26 protein-coding genes are annotated in these 15,288 nt (G+C 40.9%); 15 read left to right on the forward strand and 11 right to left on the reverse strand.

Features of this window, described 5'->3' with window-relative positions; all coding sequences use genetic code 11:
- Window positions 1–7 precede the first annotated feature (7 nt).
- The 3 genes from PTUN_RS03100 to PTUN_RS03110 form a co-directional block, all read right to left on the reverse strand.
- Window positions 8–439, reverse strand: coding sequence for a secondary thiamine-phosphate synthase enzyme YjbQ (locus PTUN_RS03100; RefSeq protein WP_009838229.1), 432 nt, complete (start codon window positions 437–439; stop codon window positions 8–10).
- Entirely contained in the window at window positions 436–903 is a 468-nt protein-coding gene (locus tag PTUN_RS03105) for a chemotaxis protein CheX (RefSeq protein ID WP_009838230.1), read from the reverse strand. Before PTUN_RS03105 ends, PTUN_RS03100 begins: the two co-directional genes overlap by 4 nt.
- A gap of 87 nt (window positions 904–990) precedes the next feature.
- Window positions 991–1,428 carry a transcriptional repressor gene (locus PTUN_RS03110; protein ID WP_009838231.1) on the reverse strand — a complete coding sequence of 146 codons (438 nt, stop codon included), beginning with the start codon at window positions 1,426–1,428 and terminating at the stop codon, window positions 991–993.
- Between the two features lie 309 nt (window positions 1,429–1,737).
- On the opposite strand from PTUN_RS03110, the gene PTUN_RS03115 reads away from it, so the two are divergent.
- Window positions 1,738–2,136: a helix-turn-helix domain-containing protein gene (locus tag PTUN_RS03115; protein ID WP_009838232.1), complete on the forward strand. Its 399-nt coding sequence runs from the start codon at window positions 1,738–1,740 to the stop codon at window positions 2,134–2,136.
- Window positions 2,137–2,150: 14 nt separating this feature from the next.
- On the opposite strand, the gene PTUN_RS03120 is transcribed toward PTUN_RS03115, so the two are convergent.
- A complete protein-coding gene (locus PTUN_RS03120) occupies window positions 2,151–2,414 on the reverse strand; it encodes a pyocin activator PrtN family protein (protein ID WP_009838233.1) in 264 nt (87 codons plus the stop codon).
- 168 nt (window positions 2,415–2,582) lie between these two features.
- Here PTUN_RS03120 and PTUN_RS03125 point away from each other — a divergent pair, with 168 nt between their 5' ends.
- From PTUN_RS03125 to PTUN_RS03135, 3 genes are read left to right on the forward strand one after another with little or no spacing between them, the layout of a single operon-like run.
- Window positions 2,583–2,936, forward strand: coding sequence for a hypothetical protein (locus PTUN_RS03125; RefSeq protein WP_009838234.1), 354 nt, complete (start codon window positions 2,583–2,585; stop codon window positions 2,934–2,936).
- 1 nt (window position 2,937) lies between these two features.
- On the forward strand, window positions 2,938–3,444 hold the full coding sequence (locus PTUN_RS03130; protein ID WP_009838235.1) for a hypothetical protein: 507 nt from the start codon (window positions 2,938–2,940) through the stop codon (window positions 3,442–3,444).
- A 12-nt stretch (window positions 3,445–3,456) separates the two neighbouring features.
- Complete coding sequence (locus tag PTUN_RS03135; RefSeq protein ID WP_009838236.1) at window positions 3,457–3,774, forward strand: hypothetical protein; 318 nt, start codon at window positions 3,457–3,459, stop codon at window positions 3,772–3,774.
- Here the strand turns inward: PTUN_RS03135 and PTUN_RS03140 are convergent.
- A complete protein-coding gene (locus PTUN_RS03140) occupies window positions 3,767–4,126 on the reverse strand; it encodes a helix-turn-helix domain-containing protein (RefSeq protein ID WP_009838237.1) in 360 nt (119 codons plus the stop codon). The two genes, PTUN_RS03135 and PTUN_RS03140, sit on opposite strands and share 8 nt — an antisense overlap.
- A 63-nt stretch (window positions 4,127–4,189) precedes the next feature.
- Window positions 4,190–4,702: a helix-turn-helix domain-containing protein gene (locus PTUN_RS03145; RefSeq protein ID WP_009838238.1), complete on the reverse strand. Its 513-nt coding sequence runs from the start codon at window positions 4,700–4,702 to the stop codon at window positions 4,190–4,192.
- A gap of 133 nt (window positions 4,703–4,835) precedes the next feature.
- Between PTUN_RS03145 and PTUN_RS03150 the strand changes: the two genes are divergently transcribed.
- The 9 genes from PTUN_RS03150 to PTUN_RS03190 are packed head-to-tail and all read left to right on the forward strand — an operon-like array spanning window position 4,836 to window position 10,089.
- Window positions 4,836–5,048 (forward strand): transcriptional regulator, encoded by a 213-nt coding sequence (locus PTUN_RS03150; RefSeq protein WP_009838239.1) that lies wholly within the window; start codon window positions 4,836–4,838, stop codon window positions 5,046–5,048.
- Entirely contained in the window at window positions 5,041–5,226 is a 186-nt protein-coding gene (locus PTUN_RS03155) for a DUF2116 family Zn-ribbon domain-containing protein (RefSeq protein WP_009838240.1), read from the forward strand. Before PTUN_RS03150 ends, PTUN_RS03155 begins: the two co-directional genes overlap by 8 nt.
- Window positions 5,216–5,608, forward strand: a complete 393-nt coding sequence (locus tag PTUN_RS03160; protein WP_009838241.1) for a hypothetical protein — start codon at window positions 5,216–5,218, stop codon at window positions 5,606–5,608. The genes PTUN_RS03155 and PTUN_RS03160 overlap by 11 nt, the downstream gene beginning before the upstream one ends.
- 34 nt (window positions 5,609–5,642) lie before the next feature.
- Complete coding sequence (locus PTUN_RS03165; protein ID WP_009838242.1) at window positions 5,643–6,224, forward strand: SAM-dependent methyltransferase; 582 nt, start codon at window positions 5,643–5,645, stop codon at window positions 6,222–6,224.
- Between the two features lie 40 nt (window positions 6,225–6,264).
- The gene (locus PTUN_RS03170; protein WP_009838243.1) at window positions 6,265–6,582 is read left to right on the forward strand and encodes a hypothetical protein; all 318 of its coding nucleotides are present in this window, start codon (window positions 6,265–6,267) and stop codon (window positions 6,580–6,582) included.
- A complete protein-coding gene (locus tag PTUN_RS03175) occupies window positions 6,579–7,130 on the forward strand; it encodes a 3'-5' exonuclease (protein ID WP_009838244.1) in 552 nt (183 codons plus the stop codon). Before PTUN_RS03170 ends, PTUN_RS03175 begins: the two co-directional genes overlap by 4 nt.
- 9 nt (window positions 7,131–7,139) lie before the next feature.
- Window positions 7,140–9,509: a replication endonuclease gene (locus PTUN_RS03180; protein WP_232285001.1), complete on the forward strand. Its 2,370-nt coding sequence runs from the start codon at window positions 7,140–7,142 to the stop codon at window positions 9,507–9,509.
- An 8-nt stretch (window positions 9,510–9,517) separates the two neighbouring features.
- On the forward strand, window positions 9,518–9,814 hold the full coding sequence (locus tag PTUN_RS03185) for a hypothetical protein (protein ID WP_009838246.1): 297 nt from the start codon (window positions 9,518–9,520) through the stop codon (window positions 9,812–9,814).
- Window positions 9,814–10,089: a hypothetical protein gene (locus PTUN_RS03190; protein ID WP_009838247.1), complete on the forward strand. Its 276-nt coding sequence runs from the start codon at window positions 9,814–9,816 to the stop codon at window positions 10,087–10,089. Before PTUN_RS03185 ends, PTUN_RS03190 begins: the two co-directional genes overlap by 1 nt.
- Window positions 10,090–10,133: 44 nt before the next feature.
- Here PTUN_RS03190 and PTUN_RS03195 read toward each other — a convergent pair whose 3' ends face one another.
- Window positions 10,134–10,379, reverse strand: a complete 246-nt coding sequence (locus PTUN_RS03195) for an ogr/Delta-like zinc finger family protein (RefSeq protein ID WP_009838248.1) — start codon at window positions 10,377–10,379, stop codon at window positions 10,134–10,136.
- 343 nt (window positions 10,380–10,722) lie between these two features.
- On the opposite strand from PTUN_RS03195, the gene PTUN_RS03200 reads away from it, so the two are divergent.
- Together PTUN_RS03200 and PTUN_RS03205 are read left to right on the forward strand one after the other, a co-directional pair.
- Window positions 10,723–10,965, forward strand: coding sequence for a hypothetical protein (locus PTUN_RS03200; RefSeq protein ID WP_009838249.1), 243 nt, complete (start codon window positions 10,723–10,725; stop codon window positions 10,963–10,965).
- Between the two features lie 46 nt (window positions 10,966–11,011).
- The gene (locus PTUN_RS03205; RefSeq protein WP_009838250.1) at window positions 11,012–11,641 is read left to right on the forward strand and encodes a DUF2971 domain-containing protein; all 630 of its coding nucleotides are present in this window, start codon (window positions 11,012–11,014) and stop codon (window positions 11,639–11,641) included.
- Between the two features lie 7 nt (window positions 11,642–11,648).
- Here PTUN_RS03205 and PTUN_RS03210 read toward each other — a convergent pair whose 3' ends face one another.
- Genes PTUN_RS03210 through PTUN_RS03225 form a run of 4 tightly spaced genes read right to left on the reverse strand, consistent with a single transcriptional unit; the run spans window position 11,649 to window position 15,272 of the window.
- On the reverse strand, window positions 11,649–12,104 hold the full coding sequence (locus tag PTUN_RS03210) for a hypothetical protein (RefSeq protein ID WP_009838251.1): 456 nt from the start codon (window positions 12,102–12,104) through the stop codon (window positions 11,649–11,651).
- Window positions 12,104–12,430: a phage holin family protein gene (locus PTUN_RS03215; RefSeq protein ID WP_009838252.1), complete on the reverse strand. Its 327-nt coding sequence runs from the start codon at window positions 12,428–12,430 to the stop codon at window positions 12,104–12,106. The genes PTUN_RS03210 and PTUN_RS03215 overlap by 1 nt, the downstream gene beginning before the upstream one ends.
- Window positions 12,427–13,491: a phage portal protein gene (locus PTUN_RS03220; RefSeq protein ID WP_009838253.1), complete on the reverse strand. Its 1,065-nt coding sequence runs from the start codon at window positions 13,489–13,491 to the stop codon at window positions 12,427–12,429. The genes PTUN_RS03215 and PTUN_RS03220 overlap by 4 nt, the downstream gene beginning before the upstream one ends.
- Window positions 13,491–15,272, reverse strand: a complete 1,782-nt coding sequence (locus PTUN_RS03225; RefSeq protein WP_009838254.1) for a terminase large subunit domain-containing protein — start codon at window positions 15,270–15,272, stop codon at window positions 13,491–13,493. The genes PTUN_RS03220 and PTUN_RS03225 overlap by 1 nt, the downstream gene beginning before the upstream one ends.
- Window positions 15,273–15,288: the final 16 nt, after the last annotated feature.

The raw sequence follows: 15,288 nt of genomic DNA on the forward strand, positions 1-15,288 counted from the left end.
CTGTTTGTTACTGCTTTAATTGGCCTTGTAGTGTCGCAACAACCTTTCTGCTTGTTGCGCAATCTCGGTGCTCACCAAGCGTGATGCCTTGCCAAGTACCTAATTGTAATTTTCCTTTCTTAATGGGCGCACTAATACTTGCACCTAAGATGCTCGCCTTGATGTGAGCTGGCATATCATCGTCACCTTCATAATCATGGCGATAATAAGTCGCACCCTCGGGCACGAATTGATTAAAATGGCTTTCTAGGTCTTGTCTTACTGTGGGGTCTGCGTTTTCGTTAATGGTTAAACTGGCAGAGGTATGCTGAATAAAAAAGTGTGCAAGGCCTAAATCAATATTTTTCAGTTCAGGTAATTGGGCAACTAATTCATCGGTTATTAAATGAAAGCCTCGTTTTCGAGGCTTCAAAGTAATAGTGCGTTCAAACCAACTCATATTTTATCGAAACAAACCTCAATATTGGCATTACCCGCATCTGACGTAAAAGGTATTAATACTTTCGGACCATCACATTTGTGAGTAATTGTATGATTGGTACCCGAAACAACAATTGGAGTGGCCATATTAAATTCATAGCCTTTTTCACCCAATAAGTTTTTCGCGCCACCGGTTACCATGTTGGTAATTTCACCAACCATGTCAGTTACTTCTTCGTTTATGCTATTAGGGCGCTCGCCAAGCATACGTTCCATAATGGTTAATGCTAAACCTTCATCAAAGGTAATAGAAAAAGAACCGCGAGTCTGAGGGCCAACCATGCCAATGAGTCCTGAAACGTCACCTTGTGCAACCTCACCTTTTTTCTTTTGAGGTTTGCCTGGTTTTAATTGTGTTTGTGCCATAGTGCTTAACACATTCATTAATGAGGCTAAAAAAGGGTTTATGAATTCTACGTTCATTATTACATCCAATTACGATTAGATTAATACAAGGTGCTCAGTATATTTTTAACTCAAAGTACCTGTTTTACAAATAAAAATTATAACTTACTGTGCTAAACATTTTTTACAGGTGCCATGTGCTTCGATTGTTTGTGCAATTACGGTAAATCCAAACTCAGCAGCTTTATTGTTTAACTCGTGTGAAATAACAGTGGAGTGAAGCTCTTCAACATGGCCGCACTTGTCACAAATTAATAACTGCACTGGATGAATGTGGTCAAAGTGATGGCAAAGCATAAATGCATTAGTGCTTTCAATTTTATGAATAAAACCCATTTCGGCTAAAAAATCCAGTGCCCTGTAAATAGTAGCAGGTTTTGCATTTGGTTCTGTGACTTTTAACTGTTCTAACAAATCATAAGCACCAATACCACCTTTTGTTTGGGCTAAGAGGTGAAAAACTTTTTCTCTAATGGTGGTAAAACGCGCGCCTTTATTATCACAGACTTGTTTCGCTTTATTAATTAAGCTTTCGATTGCCATAATTACACATCCTTTAACTAAGGATTTCATATTAACATAGAATTTTTATTAGTCTTGTATTGCGCTTGATTTATTAAAAACTCTCGCAAACTAAGAATATAATTTGAGCAATCTTGCTATTTTTAGTAGAATCTCGCGCCTTAATTTATTGTGAGGTCTGCTGTGAATAGACGCTTTTCTGTGGCTCCAATGTTAGATTGGACTGATAACCCCGTTTTTAAAGGGGTTTAAGTGCTTTAGGGGCCTTATTGGGGCCTTTAGTAATTTGATAATAAAAAAGGGGCCCCGCGTGGGGCCTTTTTGTTTTGTTTGAAAAACAAAAGTATTGAAGGTAGTTTATTTTTATTTTTGTGGGGAATTGTGTTGAGTGATCTTTATTGGGCGTTAAAGGCTAAGGAGCAAATGAAATCTTTAGGGGTAAAGCAAGAAGATTTATTAGAGGTGTTCGAAGTTACCACTCGAGGTGCTGTTGGGCATTACTTCACGGGGCGATCAGATATAACAATTAGGCAATTAAAAAGGTTATCGGAATTTCTAGGCGTATATCTTGAGTATAGTGATGATAAGGTGAATGAAGAAACTTTATATCAGACACAACATGAAAAGTTGTTAGGTTGTCTTAAAAAGTTAGATAGAGCCGGAATTATTAGCTGTAGTATCGATATTGAAAAGGTGCATGCATTAATAAAAATTGAATTAACAGAATAAGTTTAGCCGCTAGGTTAATATTTAGCGGCTTGAATTAGATCCCACTCTTCTTTTGCGGCTTGATGCTGTTTATCAATATATGCCGCTAAATCTTCAACTTTTACCAATGTTGGTGAACGTTCTGAATTGCGTAGTTTAAATGTCGGCACTGGCAGCGCGTGAGCCTTTGCCTTTTGATTTGCCGTTTCTGGCGTAATGCCAAAGTAATCTACACAAATTTCCCTTAGTTCTAATTCTGATTTGCCGTAACGCGCTAATAATGCAAAAGCTGTGTTCATAAGTCACCAAATACAAGTTAATTGTTGTTTCAGTTGTAATTTACAAGTATATTTGTATTTAAGCAAGTTTATTGAACAATTTAACTTGTTTTTGTTTTGTTGCAAAAAGTAATTTATTTGACTTTTTTGTATAATATTCGGTAAATTCGAGAATTAAGGAGTGTTAAGATGGATGTAGTAAACGTAAAAGGATCTAATGCAAATGTATTAGGTGGCGTTGAGCAGAGCAAGAAAGTAAAAGCGCAAGATGTTGACTCGGTTAAAATTTCAGTAGAAGCGAGCAACGTTGGTACTGTTAAAATTTCAGTAGAAGCAAGAGCTTTATTGGCTGCAGACACTGGCGGTAATGGTGTTGAACCTCCTAAATCTAAAAGTGCAGTAACCCCTGCTGCACTGGACACTGGCGGTAACGGTGTTGAGCCACCTTCGGTAAGTGCTGACACTGGCGGTAACGGTGTTGAGCCACCTTCGGTAAGTTCGGACACTGGCGGTAATGGCGTAGAACCACCGCAGGCCATTTAGTATGAAAACATTGCAAGAACTTTTATTCACAATAGGTGATTTGGTTGTAATCATAAACGTCCTTGCATTATTAACATTATTTGTTTTTAAGGTCAGAAGCTTAAGCGTGATGGTTTCGCTTTTGTTACTGACCATAACAAATGGTTTAATGCAAATTTATGGTTATTTTCTGGTAAGTAAATTTGGCGTTTGGGATCCTGACTTTATGAGGCATGCGTGGTATTTATCATTTGCGCTGTGTTATGTGGTCGGTGCTTACATTTTATTTCAAGCGCATAAACAATTTAAAATAAAAGTAACAAACGTGGCTAAAGTCATTAGTTTATCTTTTTTTATTTTAGGTAGTTTGCAGTTAATTAAATATTTTGTGCGTGTGTGTTTGAACATCGATATACCAGAATTAAACACAGCATATAAATGTTTAGTGCCAGCAATTAATATAGGTGTATGTGTTTATACGTTTGTAAGTATATTGAAGATCAAGAGTATAAATACACAGCAAGTATAACAGGGAGTTAATATGTTTTTAGGGGTGGTATCATTTTTAATTGTAACTGTTGGGCTTTATACGCTTTGGCATTTGCATACTTGCTTGCTTGAGCTAGAAGTAGCTGCAGAGGTTGATCTGGTAAATCACCCTGATAATGTAATAGTGGGTGATTTTGGCGTTACATGCCTGCTTAAAAGTTGTCTTGGTAATCTAGAAAAGAGTAAGAAGGTTGATGAGTTAATATTAACTGGAAAAGATACGACTTTATTAGAAATGGAACTTGCTTTCGAGCGAGATAAAATTTTAGATAAAGCTAAACGGCAAGCTAGATTAAAAAAGATTATTTAACATTAAATAAATCTGTATATTTAGCAATAAGCTGCTCTATCGTTTCGTCACTCTTATCACAATTAACTAAATCTGCCGCGAATGCTTTTAGTATTTGCGGTATTTTTTTGCCTGCAGTGTGCTGTACGTTTTCGGTTTCATTAGATTGAATCATTAAATACTCCACAGGAACGGATAATATTTCTGCTAATTGATTCATTCTAGCTAATTTTGGAGTGTTTGCACCTCTTTCCCAATGTTGGATAGATTGCACTGAGATTTTTAGGTGGTCTGCCAGATTCTGCTGGGAAAGGTCTTTTTCTAACCTTGCTTTACGTAATTTATACGCAAATTCGTATTTATTAGATGCCATAATGAGAGCATAACGAGTAATTAAACTCTCATCACGACAAGAAAAACTTGTAGGATTAAAGGGTTATTTTATTTCGGAAAGAAGTTCCAAGCCTTCGGCCATTGCAGAATAATCATTTGATAGCTCACCAACGATGCTGATAGCTAAAAACCTGCCGATTAAATCTCTATGTTCGATAATATCTAGCTTGCCGCCACCTGTCGCATTTAAGCGCTTTGTAATGGCTACGATTGTGCGATCTAACGCAGATGGTACGATGTCTTTTATTTCATCATACGTTGCTGTTGAATTAATGTTGTAATTAACATTAGTGTCATTTACCACGGATAAGTGGTTGGCGATAGTTGTATTATTGCCCGTTTTTAAATATGTATAAGTTACTCCAAGTGCTTCGGCAATATCGGCTAACCGTTTTGAATCTGATCGGTTGTTTTCAATATTACCAATTGCTTGTTGGGTAACTCCTACTTTTTCAGCTAGTGCTGTTTGTGTTAAACCTAGCTTTTTACGCTCTGCAGCGACTCTCTCGCCAATTGTGTTAGGCATATTAAGTTCATCCCAATTTACCGCAAACATGTTTCTTCCCTAAAAATTACAAGTCTTTTTGTATTCTAGCAAACAAAAGTACTTGTAATCAAATTACAAGTTAACTTGTATTTTATTTAATTTAGTTGTATTTTGTTGTTAAGTTAAATTTGAGAACGAAATTATGACTGAGCAAAACCCACTCAAAAAAGCAATTTCAATTGCTCAAGGCCAAAAAGCCTTGGCTAAAAAAATTGGTGTGACACAGCAATGCATTTCGCTTTGGATCACTAAAAACGCCGCAGTACCTGCAGAGCACGCCATTAAGATTGAAACAGAAACGGGCGTCTCACGAGCTGAGCTAAGACCCGATTTATTTGGTGCAACGCATGGATAACTTAGATCGCGCATCAATTGAAGAACAACGCGCCCTTGACCGTGCGCTGGCTGTTCGCAAAACCACAGGCCCGCAAGCGTGCGGGCATTGCCTAAATTGTTTTGAACCATTGCCTAGCGATAAACGCTGGTGCGATGCCGACTGTAGAGAAGATTGGAGCAAACGCAATGAACGCTAAAACCGCTTTTAAACCACTTGATCAACACAACGAACACAGCCAAGACGCACAAAAACCCGCGCTTAATGTTGTAGGTAAACCAACCCCAAAAGGATTAGTTGAAATTAAAGCCATGCTCAACGAGGCACGCCACAGCGCTGATCATGTAATGACGAATGTATTAAACGAGCGCGAACGCACCATTGTTTATTTTGCTGCGGGCTTAAGCCGCGACGATATGAACAAAGGCTTTAAGCAGCTTGATGCTGAAAAGCGTTTGAAGGTGCAAAAAGCGGTGTTGATGCTGGATGAAATAGCGCTGGCATTTAAACGCGCTAACGCGGTGGCCCCCGCGAAATTTATTGAACATGCAAAACCCGCTGAGTATTTAACCCAGCACTAAACCGTAACATTAAACAAATGGTAAGGATGACACCATGAGCTCTACAAATCGCGGCACTGTTCGCAACGCAGATGATTATTACGTTACACCCCAAACAATGATTGATACGTTTTTATCACATTTTTTAGTTGAATTTTCGCTACCTAAAGACAGTGTGATTTTAGACCCAAGCGCAGGTGGCTGCGATAAGCACGAGGCCAGTTATCCTGCGGTATTGGCTCAGTATGGGTTTAATAGGGTTGATAGTTGGGACATTCGCGAAGATTCACGGGCCGAGTGTAAAGGCATTGATTTTACTAACCCAAATACAATTCACCCGTTTTCATACGATGCGGTGATCACGAATCCGCCCTTTAAATTAGCCGATGAATTTACTTACCAAGCGCTTGAAATGGTGCGCGAGGGTGGTTTTGTTGTGATGCTGCAGCGCCTTAATTGGCTTGGCTCGCAAAAGCGCCATGCAATGTGGCAAGAGCTGCCGCTGGTTGCGGTGTTTGTGCACAGCAAGCGCCCAGGCTTTAACCCCGAAAAGCCGAACCTTACCGACTCGACCGAATACGCCCACTTTGTGTTTTGCAAAGGCGCAGAGCCCGACGCACGTTTATTTGTGATTTAACCCACCAATTTAATTTTTTAACATCTTAAGGAATAAAAAGATGACTGCTACTACTGATACACCAAACTACACCAACGCTGATCATGAATTGGCACTTACGTTTAACTTGATGCGTGACATTGTTGTGCATGCGATTGACCAAGTTAATTTTACTATTCGTAATTTAAACACGCGCAATACGGTTGGTATGTTGATGCAATGCGAGGACACCATTGTTGATTTAATGCCGATTGTTGCGCGCATAGCGCAGGTTTATAGCGACTATCAGCCAGTTTATAACCAAATGCAATTTGCACTAAATGCGGTGCAAATAGGCGGTGACCCTGAGCAAATTGAATTGGTTGGGGGTGCGCTATGAACCATGTGATGCTTGATTTAGAAACTATGGGCCAAGGTAGTAACGCGGCTATAGTAGCCATTGGTGCGGTATTTTTTGAGCCAACGACGGGCGAAATAGGAGCCAACTTTTATTGGAGAGTCGATTTAGAAAGCGCGGCTAAATATGGTGAGGTTGACCCTAGCACTATTATCTGGTGGCTAAAGCAAAGCGATGCGGCCAGAGCTGAAATCACTAGTGACGACACGCTAGATTTAAACTGTGCACTTAGCGAGTTTTGCGAATGGATAGCGCAAATTGAAAAAACCAATAACCGCATTGTGTGGGGGAATGGCGCTAGTTTTGACAATGTTATTTTGAGTAATGCGTTTAAAGCGGTTGAATATAAAAAACCTTGGGAATATTGCAATGACCGCGATGTTAGAACCGTTGTTGAGTTAGGCCGAACGCTTAAAGGGTTTGATCCTAAACGTGATATGCCTTTTGAAGGCACGGCGCACAATGCGCTAGATGATGCTATTCATCAAGCTAAGTACGTATCGGCAATTTATAAAGCGCTTGCCGAGTAGTCTTTAGTGATGATGACTAAACCCGTCGATTTAGACACGTTACGCTTATCGGGGATGGCTAAAGGCATTATTGCGGCCATTACCGATGTTGATAACTTTAATTTTTTAGCGCGTGGGTTGCAGACTGTGCCCACGCCATTGCAAAGCCGCTTGGCGCGTAAATACATTACGCGCTATAACCAGCAACAAAAAGACGCTCGCTATAAAGCAAACCGTTGGTTAAGCCGTGTTATTTATCGGCTTAAACCAAGGTTTAACGTGCTGTTTAGAATTACTCAAAATATGCCATTGCCGTGGCATATTTTAAGCAGTTCTGAGAAAACCAAAAACCATGGCGCGACCATGGCCCGCGAATGTTTACAAATAGCGCTTGATATATCGGACGATTATCAGCGTTTGAAGTACGAAAAAATAGCCAAGCTTACTTATGAAGCGTGCGCTGAGCTTTCCAAGTCTGTGGGGGTGACGGCCCCTTTTTATTCGATGGTTGCCGATTATTTGCCGACTGAGGCAATTGAAATAGCGTTACTAAAAATGCAGTGTGATAAATGGTGGGCGCGACAACTTAAAAAAGTGCGCCGCCAATATATTGAGCTGCTTGAAATTGCCACGGGTGAAGTGGGCAAAGACTTATTTTATTGTAAAAAAACCAAAAAATACCGTCGTAAGGGTATTAGCCCGTACTCGAGTAAACAGGCCCAACGCGAGTTTAGTTTTGCACAGGCCAGTGGCCGCCAATTTTTGGAAATGATGGAGCTTGAAAGTTCAAACGGTGATGTAATTAGCCTTATTGACGCTGTTAAAAGCGGCATGGCAAACCCAACAAACCGCCGCAACGAGTTGATGCTACGCATACGCGAAACCGAAGAGCTGGCCGATGAAATGGGCTATGTGGGGATGTTTTATACCATTACGTGCCCAGCGCGTTTTCATGCGAATGCGGATAAGTGGGACGGTTCGACGCCTAAAGATGCTCAAGCATATTTAATTAAAGAGTGGGCGCGTATTCGCACTAAGTTGAATAATCGCGGCCTTAATTATTTTGGTGTGAGAGTGGTTGAGCCGCACGCGGATGGTTGCCCGCATTGGCACATGATGCTGTTTATGCCTGCCAATAAAGCCCAAGAAATTAACGCGATTATGCGCTGGTATTTTATTAAAGAAGATAAAAACGAGCTTTATGCCCGCTACAAAAATGGTGAGCGCAGCAAGCTATTTAAGCAGTACAAGCAAAAGCGCCAAGAGTGGGGCTTTGCTAAAAGCCAAGGCAAAAAAGTTAAGGCGCCTACCAAATTTTACCGCACATTTAGCCCGCGTTTTGACGTTGTAAAAATGGATAAAACAAAGGGCAGTGCGGCTAGTTATATTGCTAAATACATTTCTAAAAATATCGACGGCTACCAATTAACGGGCCATGAAGATGCCGAAACAGGCGAAAGCCTTGATCAGCAAGTTAACCCTGTTTTGGCGTGGGCCACTACGTGGAATATTCGCCAGTTTCAATTTCAAGGTTCGCCAAGCGTGACGGTTTACCGTGAGTTACGCCGCGAGCGCAAAGAGCTTGCCGACGAAACAATAGAGCAAATACGCGAAGCGGCCGACCGTGGTTGCTGGTTTGACTATGTGAAATTGCAAGGCGGCATGTGCATTGGACGTAACGCCAACTTTAAACCGCTGTATGAAGATACGCCATTTGGTAACAACTATGCCGAAGTGGTGCGCCGAATTAAAGGTATTAAAACCAATGTGTGCGAAAAAGCGCTTGAAGTACGCAGCTTGCTAAACGTGTTTAGTGTGCATGTGGCGACGGAATTAAAAACCCGCTTGGTTGAGTGGACAAGGCAAATTGCAGGCACCGCTGAGAAGACTAAAGCGGCTGCTGAGGGTGGGGCTTTTGTCGGCGTAGCCGACCTATCTTGGACTAGTGGTAATAACTGTACGCCAATAGCCGCAGGCTCTCGCGCTCAGTTTGACTTGTTGCGGCATGGCCTAACCAAAAATCAGATCGATGATCTAAAAACGGGTAAAAGGATCGCGGTTGATGATCGGATTTATCAGTTAAAAAATGGTGAATTGGTGATCTTGGAAGGGCAAAGCGCACTGAATGAACAAAAACGATTAGCAACTGAATACCAGGCGAATACGTTTGCGCAAAAAGCGGGCCGTTTAGAACCGAATAAAGAGGATTGGCGCTTGGCCCGTGAGTTGATTGCGCTTGCTTATAGCCATGCGGCTAACGCTGGCCGTGATTATTTAGTGTTTGGCCGCAAAGACGAGCGCGGCGAACTGATTGAACAAGGTGATTATGAATATGCCCAGGCGGTAATGGCGGGCGATGTTGAACAAGACTGGTGGGACACCGGTTTAATGATGGCGTAGAGGTTTTTATGACTGAAAATTTAAAAAGTGAATCATGTAAGTGTTTTGATGAATATTTGGCGGCTGTCAGGGAAAAGATAGTTAATAATTTGGGCGATAATGCGATAGATACCAAAGTTGAATGGAGTAATACAACGTGGATTTTAGGTGGTGATTATGCGCCTGTTAATCCCCAAGTTAAATTTGAATATCGAAAAATTAAAAAAGGTGGCGAAATCGCCAAAGGAATAACGAAAGATTGCATTACCGTTTCGGCTAATTTTTGCTGTTTTTGTGGCCGTAAATACCAAAAGGCTGATAAATAATGAATACACATGAATCGGCTGAGTTAATGCTTGAAACGGGTTTGTTTTATACAGCAACAACATTGGCCCGCACGTTTAGAGAATCGCCAGAAAAAGGCCAAAGAGTGATTAAAAATATATTGGCCAATGCTCGTTATACGGTGTTGGTCGATCATAGCCCGGTTAAAAAATACAAAGTAACCGCGATTGATGGCCGCACCATGACGATTGACCAATTACAGCGTAAAGCCATTTTAATTAAGCGACCTTGTTTTATTGGTGCGCAACAAGTATGAAAAAGCCCGCATAACGCGGGCTTTTTTATGGCTAACAATCAAGACTAAAGCCCAATTAACTCTAATTGTTCTTCACGCGGTAGGTTTTTAATTAGCGACGCGGCTAATTGTGCAGTGGTTTTACAAGGCGGGTTTAAGAAGTGATCAAACGATTGGGTAATACGGAAAGTCGCCCCGCACTCTTTAGTATTGGTACATGAGCAATATAAATTAACCACATGGGCGCTTTGCTTTTCGCGTGACGTAATTGTTGCTTTAGCTTCGCAATTTGGACAAGTAACCCGCGCCATAATAACCACCAATCGTTAATAAAATACACTGTGATTATATACAGTGATTCATTGCCTGACAAATAACCATTTAACTATTAGCTGAGAACCCAGAGGCTCCAAAAATCACTCCTCCTCGCCTTCCGCTTTCGTGCAAAAAATGCGTCAAATTGACAAGCCCAGTGACACGATTATTTTAGCTAGGCCGTATTACTAAAGGATCTAAAAGAAAGTTAAAAAGGATCGTATTGTCAAAAAGTGACAATGTTTGACAATAAAGTGACAACAAAAAGATCAAATATGTGGTGATTTACTTAATATTGAAATATTATAAATTTATTATCAGTTAAGTGATAAATAAATTATGAAATATTTACACAAAGGCTCACAAACTCAGGAGCGATTAGATGTACTTTTATCGTTTGGTAAAAGTACCAGTGAGGATATAAAAGCGGCACTCAGTGATTACTTAGTTCGTGGCATTAGCAAAACCAATGCAGCAACACTTAACTTTGTACCAGCACCAAATTTAACAAGAGCGCTTAAGCGCCTTGAAGTTGTAGCAGGTAAAATTGAAAAGGTTAAAGAGTTAGATTTACAAAGGTAATAATTAGCCTCAAATAATGTTGAATAGTTTAAGGAAGTGACTAGAGATGAGAGTTTATCATTTTATAGATAAAGAGTTTGGTTTAAAAAATATTAGAAACAGACGGTTAAAAGTCTCCGATATCATGACCGTAAATGACCCGTTTGAATTTTTTTCTGTAATTACTGCAGATATAATTGATAGAAGTGCCTTAACTAAAACTAAAGAACAGCTAGCAAGTAAGTTTGGCTTTTTGTGTTTTAGTGAGTCATGGAAAAGCCCTGTACAGTGGGCACATTACGCTGAAAGACATACTGGTTTATGTCTCGGTTTTGATATACCAGATGGCCTGCTTCATAAAATAGACTATGTTGGTGAGAGATTTCATCTTCCACAGATTCCTAAAGAAGATGATATGAAGCGTCTATTAGAGACTAAATATTCCCATTGGTCGTATGAACAAGAGCACCGTTTGTGGGATGAGCTAAAAAATAAAGAAGGAGCCCATTATTTTAGATATTTTGATAAAGATCTTTTGCTTAAACAAGTGATTGTTGGTCACAAGTCCGATATAACTAGAGATGAGCTAAATACTGCACTGGGCAGTTTAACCTCTGAATGTGAAACATTTAAAGCAAGACCCGCTTATAATACATTTGACATGGTTAAGCAAAAAGATGACAGATTCTGGAAATAAGTGAGCGCTAGTCACTAGCGCTTTTCTTTTTATCCCGACCACCCCAAAACGCTCTAAACAATCGCATCAATCCAAGCGTTGAAACGGCAATACCTACAATCACAAATTCAAAGTACCAGGGCGCACCGTTATAACCCATAGCCTGCCAACCTTTTTCCATATACGGTTGCATGGCAGGGATAAAGTGGCACACAAACAAACCCAAAAAGAATAAAATGATCACTTCATCCATCATTGTTTTGTCGCGGTTCTTCAGCACAAGCAAGTCATAATCAGCGTCGTTTTGTTCGGCTTGCATACAGCGTCTTGCTTTGGCTTCAAACTGAGCAATTTTAAAATTGTTTTCAGCTCGTGCTACATCGGCGGCCATTTCTGCGGCAATGCGTTTACGCTCAACATAGCCGCCGGTTAAATCGGCGATTGGGTCAGTAATAAACGAAATCAGAGTTTTAAACCATCCCATTATTTAACCCTCATTAGTAATTTAATAAACGCCTTTGGGTCTTTGCTTATGGTTGTAATAAGCTTGTCGAACCCTTCAAGCAAGTGCGGGGCAGCATAGGCAGTTACGCCAATCACCCCAGTTTTTAAACTTTCATCAAAGCCGCGCCATTCACAAAACATCGCTGCAAGGTAGGCTGCAAATATCGCAATGAGTACACTCATAAAATAATGAAAGAACGTAAATTGCCGCTTACTTAAATACATTTGAATAGCGGCTGCTAAAAAACTCAACATAAGTAATTGCCCCCATTGTTTAATAAATTCAATTATGTTTAACCAGCTCATGCGCTTTCCTTAGGTGTTGGGTTTAGGTCTGAATACTCAGGCTCTTTAAATTCAATATGCTGCGCGGCGGGTAAATAGTTGTTAATGCCCAATACATCTTGCTGCATCGGTACAACTTCATTGTTGTAATACGCACGGGTAATTTTATCTAAATCACCAAAGCCGGGGCTGTCACCAGATGATTGACCGCTCAGTGCTTCTTGCGCCCGGTGCATGCTGAGCATGTCATTAAGCGTAATTTTTTTAATGCGCTCAAATTCGTCCTTAGTGGATATATCGCCAACGGGGGTAATCTTTATCGACTTCTCAGCATCGGCTTTATTAGTGCGAAAATTAAAAAATAAACTCCTAAAGTTACCCACGCCTTTACTATCACGTATGGCATTTTTTAATGCCGTTTCATCAGCTTCACTTAAATTTGGGTCAGCCATTGAGAATATAAACCCCATGTGCGCGCCGTTCTTGTAATAGCGGCGTCTAAACAAAGTGGCATCTTCATTCAGTAATGCTGATTGAATACCACCATAGTATTGCGGAATGCCGTAAATACCTTGGGCAGGGTCGTACTCTTTTACGTGAATAACCTCACCCGCATTAAAGTAAATAGGCTGATTGCTGCGGTTGCTTAATTGCGCATAAACCCCGCGCGTATCGGTATAACGCATAGTCAGTGCAGGCAAATGGCGTAGCTTAATAACTTGCCCAAAAGTGTTTTTAATAATCTGCAAATAGGCGTTACCGCTCCACAGCAAATCAAAGGCAAATTTGCTAAGGGCCTGATGGCTTAACAGCGGGTTAGGCTTATACCATTTTAAAATCATGTTGCGCTTAAAGTAGAGTATTGGTCCATGCTGGGCATTTACGCGCAGCAACTTAACCAATCCTTGCAAGCTAATGGGTGGTGCATAAATGCCGTTGCTATCACTAAACACCCCAATGTAATCAGTTAGCCGGTTGTCTAAACATGGCTCAGGGTCGCCAAAGCTAAACGAATCGGTTACCGCCGTTTGTTGGTGATAGTTAGGCGCATGGCCGTTAATTACTTGTAATCGTGGTTTCATCAAGCTGCAATTCCTACAGATGTTTGACGGCTGTGGGCATTGCCGTCCAATGGTTCAAATTTCATAGCGTGCATAATGGCCCATGCAATATCTGCATGGCCTGTGGTCGCGGTGCGGTTTGTGGCATAGGTAATTTGGTCACCAACTACTTTTCGGCGAATATTAATAAATGAGCTGGCAATATTTACCGCGTCCTGGTCAAACTCAAAACGGCGGTTTTTAATTACGTTAATCGCCTTAATAACCAGTTGATTTTTAATAATGGGGTTGTAATGTATTGGCTCAGCATTAGGGTAAAATTTAGTGATCATCTCCCATACGCCATACCCAATACCCGTGGTATCAACACCAATATGTTGCACGTTGTATTTATCGGTGAGCAGTTTTATTTCGCTGGCCATGGCTTCAAAGTCATTACCGCTTAAATCAATTGCTTCAAGTAAGCGAAACTTTTCGCCAGGTTTCATTGGCGCACTTAACACAGCAACGCTTGCTTTGTCACCAAAGCGGGCAGGATCAAAGCCAATTACTACCGGTCTTAATGCAAACGGGCGTTCCCACTCTAAATTAAAGTCAGTCCACTTGGTCGAATCGCCAACACAGTCCATAATTTGTTTAAGGTTAAATGCACTGTGGGCATCATCAATAAACTTACACATAAACAAGTTGTTAAACTCATCCGTGCTGTATTCGTTTTCAAGTACACTAATATCAATGCGGTCAAAGCCTGAATTCACCACATCGTGTACGGTGAGCATTTGCCGCCAAATACCATCCTCGCAGAACCTACCGTTTTTTAAACTTTTGTGGCTAACATCAATAGCAAATTCAGGGTCGTTACAGGCTTTGGTTTTTCGGTACCATTTGCCGTTCCAATGGTCGTAAGCTTCGTGGCTGGTAACACTCGGCGTACTAAAATACGTAATACGCAAATGCTTATGTGTTGCCATGGCCTGTGCTAAACCGCGCAACGTTTTATAGTTCGGTATCCAAAACACTTCATCTATATATAAATCGCCCGACTCAGATTGCGCAGTACGCGCATTGGTACTTTTAAATATCAGCTTAACCGTTTTTCCACCGGCTAAATTTAGCACCATCGGCGAGCCGGTTAACTCAATATTAAAATGCTCACGGCACAGCGCTACAATATTTGCTTTAAAAACCTCGGCTTGGTCACGGCTTGCTGAGATAAAAATTTTATTGCGGCCATTTACAACAGCATCGTAAAACGCCTCAAACGCAAAATAGAAGGTAGCGCCAATTTGGCGAGGTTTTAATATAAAGCGGGCGCGGTGATTTTGGTTTTCAAACCAATGTTTTTGGTGCGGGTAAAGCAGTTTGTCTTTAAGCTCCTTGAGCATTTCAATAGTAATGCCAGAGCAATCGTTTTTCTTTTTCTTCTTCGATTTTTTATCATTACTGCTATGACTGCCGCCGCTATTATTGCTAGCCGCATCGTCATTACTTGCGCGTTGTTTCGGAGCGGGCGCCAGTTTGCTTTTATTAAGCGCGCATAATTGGCGCGTGCAAAAATCGAGCTCTTTATAGTCGGCATCGGTTTTATTGTCTTTATCGACCAGAACATTAATGCGTTTGCTAAACGCCATTTCGGCATTATAGCTTGGGCACATATCTTCCCACTTGCCAGCCTCAGCCCAACGGCGAACACTACGTGCACTTGGCATATCGTCAAGCTCGGCTATTTCGTCAATCGTATAGCCCTCAACAACATACAAATTTTGTGCTTTTTTGCGTATTTCTGGTCCGTAGTTCGCCATCTATTGCGCCGCGTTT

The organism is Pseudoalteromonas tunicata, assembly GCF_002310815.1.
In the GTDB taxonomy this organism is placed as follows: Bacteria; Pseudomonadota; Gammaproteobacteria; order Enterobacterales; family Alteromonadaceae; genus Pseudoalteromonas; species Pseudoalteromonas tunicata.

What these genes read in the sequence shown, in the direction of transcription:
- PTUN_RS03120 (WP_009838233.1), bottom strand. Translation starts at nt 2,414, where the DNA reads ATGAACACAGCTTTTGCATTATTAGCGCGTTACGGCAAATCAGAATTA.
- PTUN_RS03175 (WP_009838244.1), top strand. Translation starts at nt 6,579, where the DNA reads ATGAACCATGTGATGCTTGATTTAGAAACTATGGGCCAAGGTAGTAAC.
- PTUN_RS03220 (WP_009838253.1), bottom strand. Translation starts at nt 13,491, where the DNA reads ATGAAACCACGATTACAAGTAATTAACGGCCATGCGCCTAACTATCAC.
- PTUN_RS03170 (WP_009838243.1), top strand. Translation starts at nt 6,265, where the DNA reads ATGACTGCTACTACTGATACACCAAACTACACCAACGCTGATCATGAA.
- PTUN_RS03145 (WP_009838238.1), bottom strand. Translation starts at nt 4,702, where the DNA reads ATGTTTGCGGTAAATTGGGATGAACTTAATATGCCTAACACAATTGGC.
- PTUN_RS03200 (WP_009838249.1), top strand. Translation starts at nt 10,723, where the DNA reads ATGAAATATTTACACAAAGGCTCACAAACTCAGGAGCGATTAGATGTA.
- PTUN_RS03165 (WP_009838242.1), top strand. Translation starts at nt 5,643, where the DNA reads ATGAGCTCTACAAATCGCGGCACTGTTCGCAACGCAGATGATTATTAC.
- PTUN_RS03130 (WP_009838235.1), top strand. Translation starts at nt 2,938, where the DNA reads ATGAAAACATTGCAAGAACTTTTATTCACAATAGGTGATTTGGTTGTA.
- PTUN_RS03215 (WP_009838252.1), bottom strand. Translation starts at nt 12,430, where the DNA reads ATGAGCTGGTTAAACATAATTGAATTTATTAAACAATGGGGGCAATTA.
- PTUN_RS03110 (WP_009838231.1), bottom strand. Translation starts at nt 1,428, where the DNA reads ATGGCAATCGAAAGCTTAATTAATAAAGCGAAACAAGTCTGTGATAAT.
- PTUN_RS03190 (WP_009838247.1), top strand. Translation starts at nt 9,814, where the DNA reads ATGAATACACATGAATCGGCTGAGTTAATGCTTGAAACGGGTTTGTTT.
- PTUN_RS03105 (WP_009838230.1), bottom strand. Translation starts at nt 903, where the DNA reads ATGAACGTAGAATTCATAAACCCTTTTTTAGCCTCATTAATGAATGTG.
- PTUN_RS03180 (WP_232285001.1), top strand. Translation starts at nt 7,140, where the DNA reads ATGATGACTAAACCCGTCGATTTAGACACGTTACGCTTATCGGGGATG.
- PTUN_RS03185 (WP_009838246.1), top strand. Translation starts at nt 9,518, where the DNA reads ATGACTGAAAATTTAAAAAGTGAATCATGTAAGTGTTTTGATGAATAT.
- PTUN_RS03100 (WP_009838229.1), bottom strand. Translation starts at nt 439, where the DNA reads ATGAGTTGGTTTGAACGCACTATTACTTTGAAGCCTCGAAAACGAGGC.
- PTUN_RS03225 (WP_009838254.1), bottom strand. Translation starts at nt 15,272, where the DNA reads ATGGCGAACTACGGACCAGAAATACGCAAAAAAGCACAAAATTTGTAT.
- PTUN_RS03195 (WP_009838248.1), bottom strand. Translation starts at nt 10,379, where the DNA reads ATGGCGCGGGTTACTTGTCCAAATTGCGAAGCTAAAGCAACAATTACG.
- PTUN_RS03140 (WP_009838237.1), bottom strand. Translation starts at nt 4,126, where the DNA reads ATGGCATCTAATAAATACGAATTTGCGTATAAATTACGTAAAGCAAGG.
- PTUN_RS03205 (WP_009838250.1), top strand. Translation starts at nt 11,012, where the DNA reads ATGAGAGTTTATCATTTTATAGATAAAGAGTTTGGTTTAAAAAATATT.
- PTUN_RS03210 (WP_009838251.1), bottom strand. Translation starts at nt 12,104, where the DNA reads ATGGGATGGTTTAAAACTCTGATTTCGTTTATTACTGACCCAATCGCC.
- PTUN_RS03160 (WP_009838241.1), top strand. Translation starts at nt 5,216, where the DNA reads ATGAACGCTAAAACCGCTTTTAAACCACTTGATCAACACAACGAACAC.
- PTUN_RS03155 (WP_009838240.1), top strand. Translation starts at nt 5,041, where the DNA reads ATGGATAACTTAGATCGCGCATCAATTGAAGAACAACGCGCCCTTGAC.
- PTUN_RS03125 (WP_009838234.1), top strand. Translation starts at nt 2,583, where the DNA reads ATGGATGTAGTAAACGTAAAAGGATCTAATGCAAATGTATTAGGTGGC.
- PTUN_RS03135 (WP_009838236.1), top strand. Translation starts at nt 3,457, where the DNA reads ATGTTTTTAGGGGTGGTATCATTTTTAATTGTAACTGTTGGGCTTTAT.
- PTUN_RS03150 (WP_009838239.1), top strand. Translation starts at nt 4,836, where the DNA reads ATGACTGAGCAAAACCCACTCAAAAAAGCAATTTCAATTGCTCAAGGC.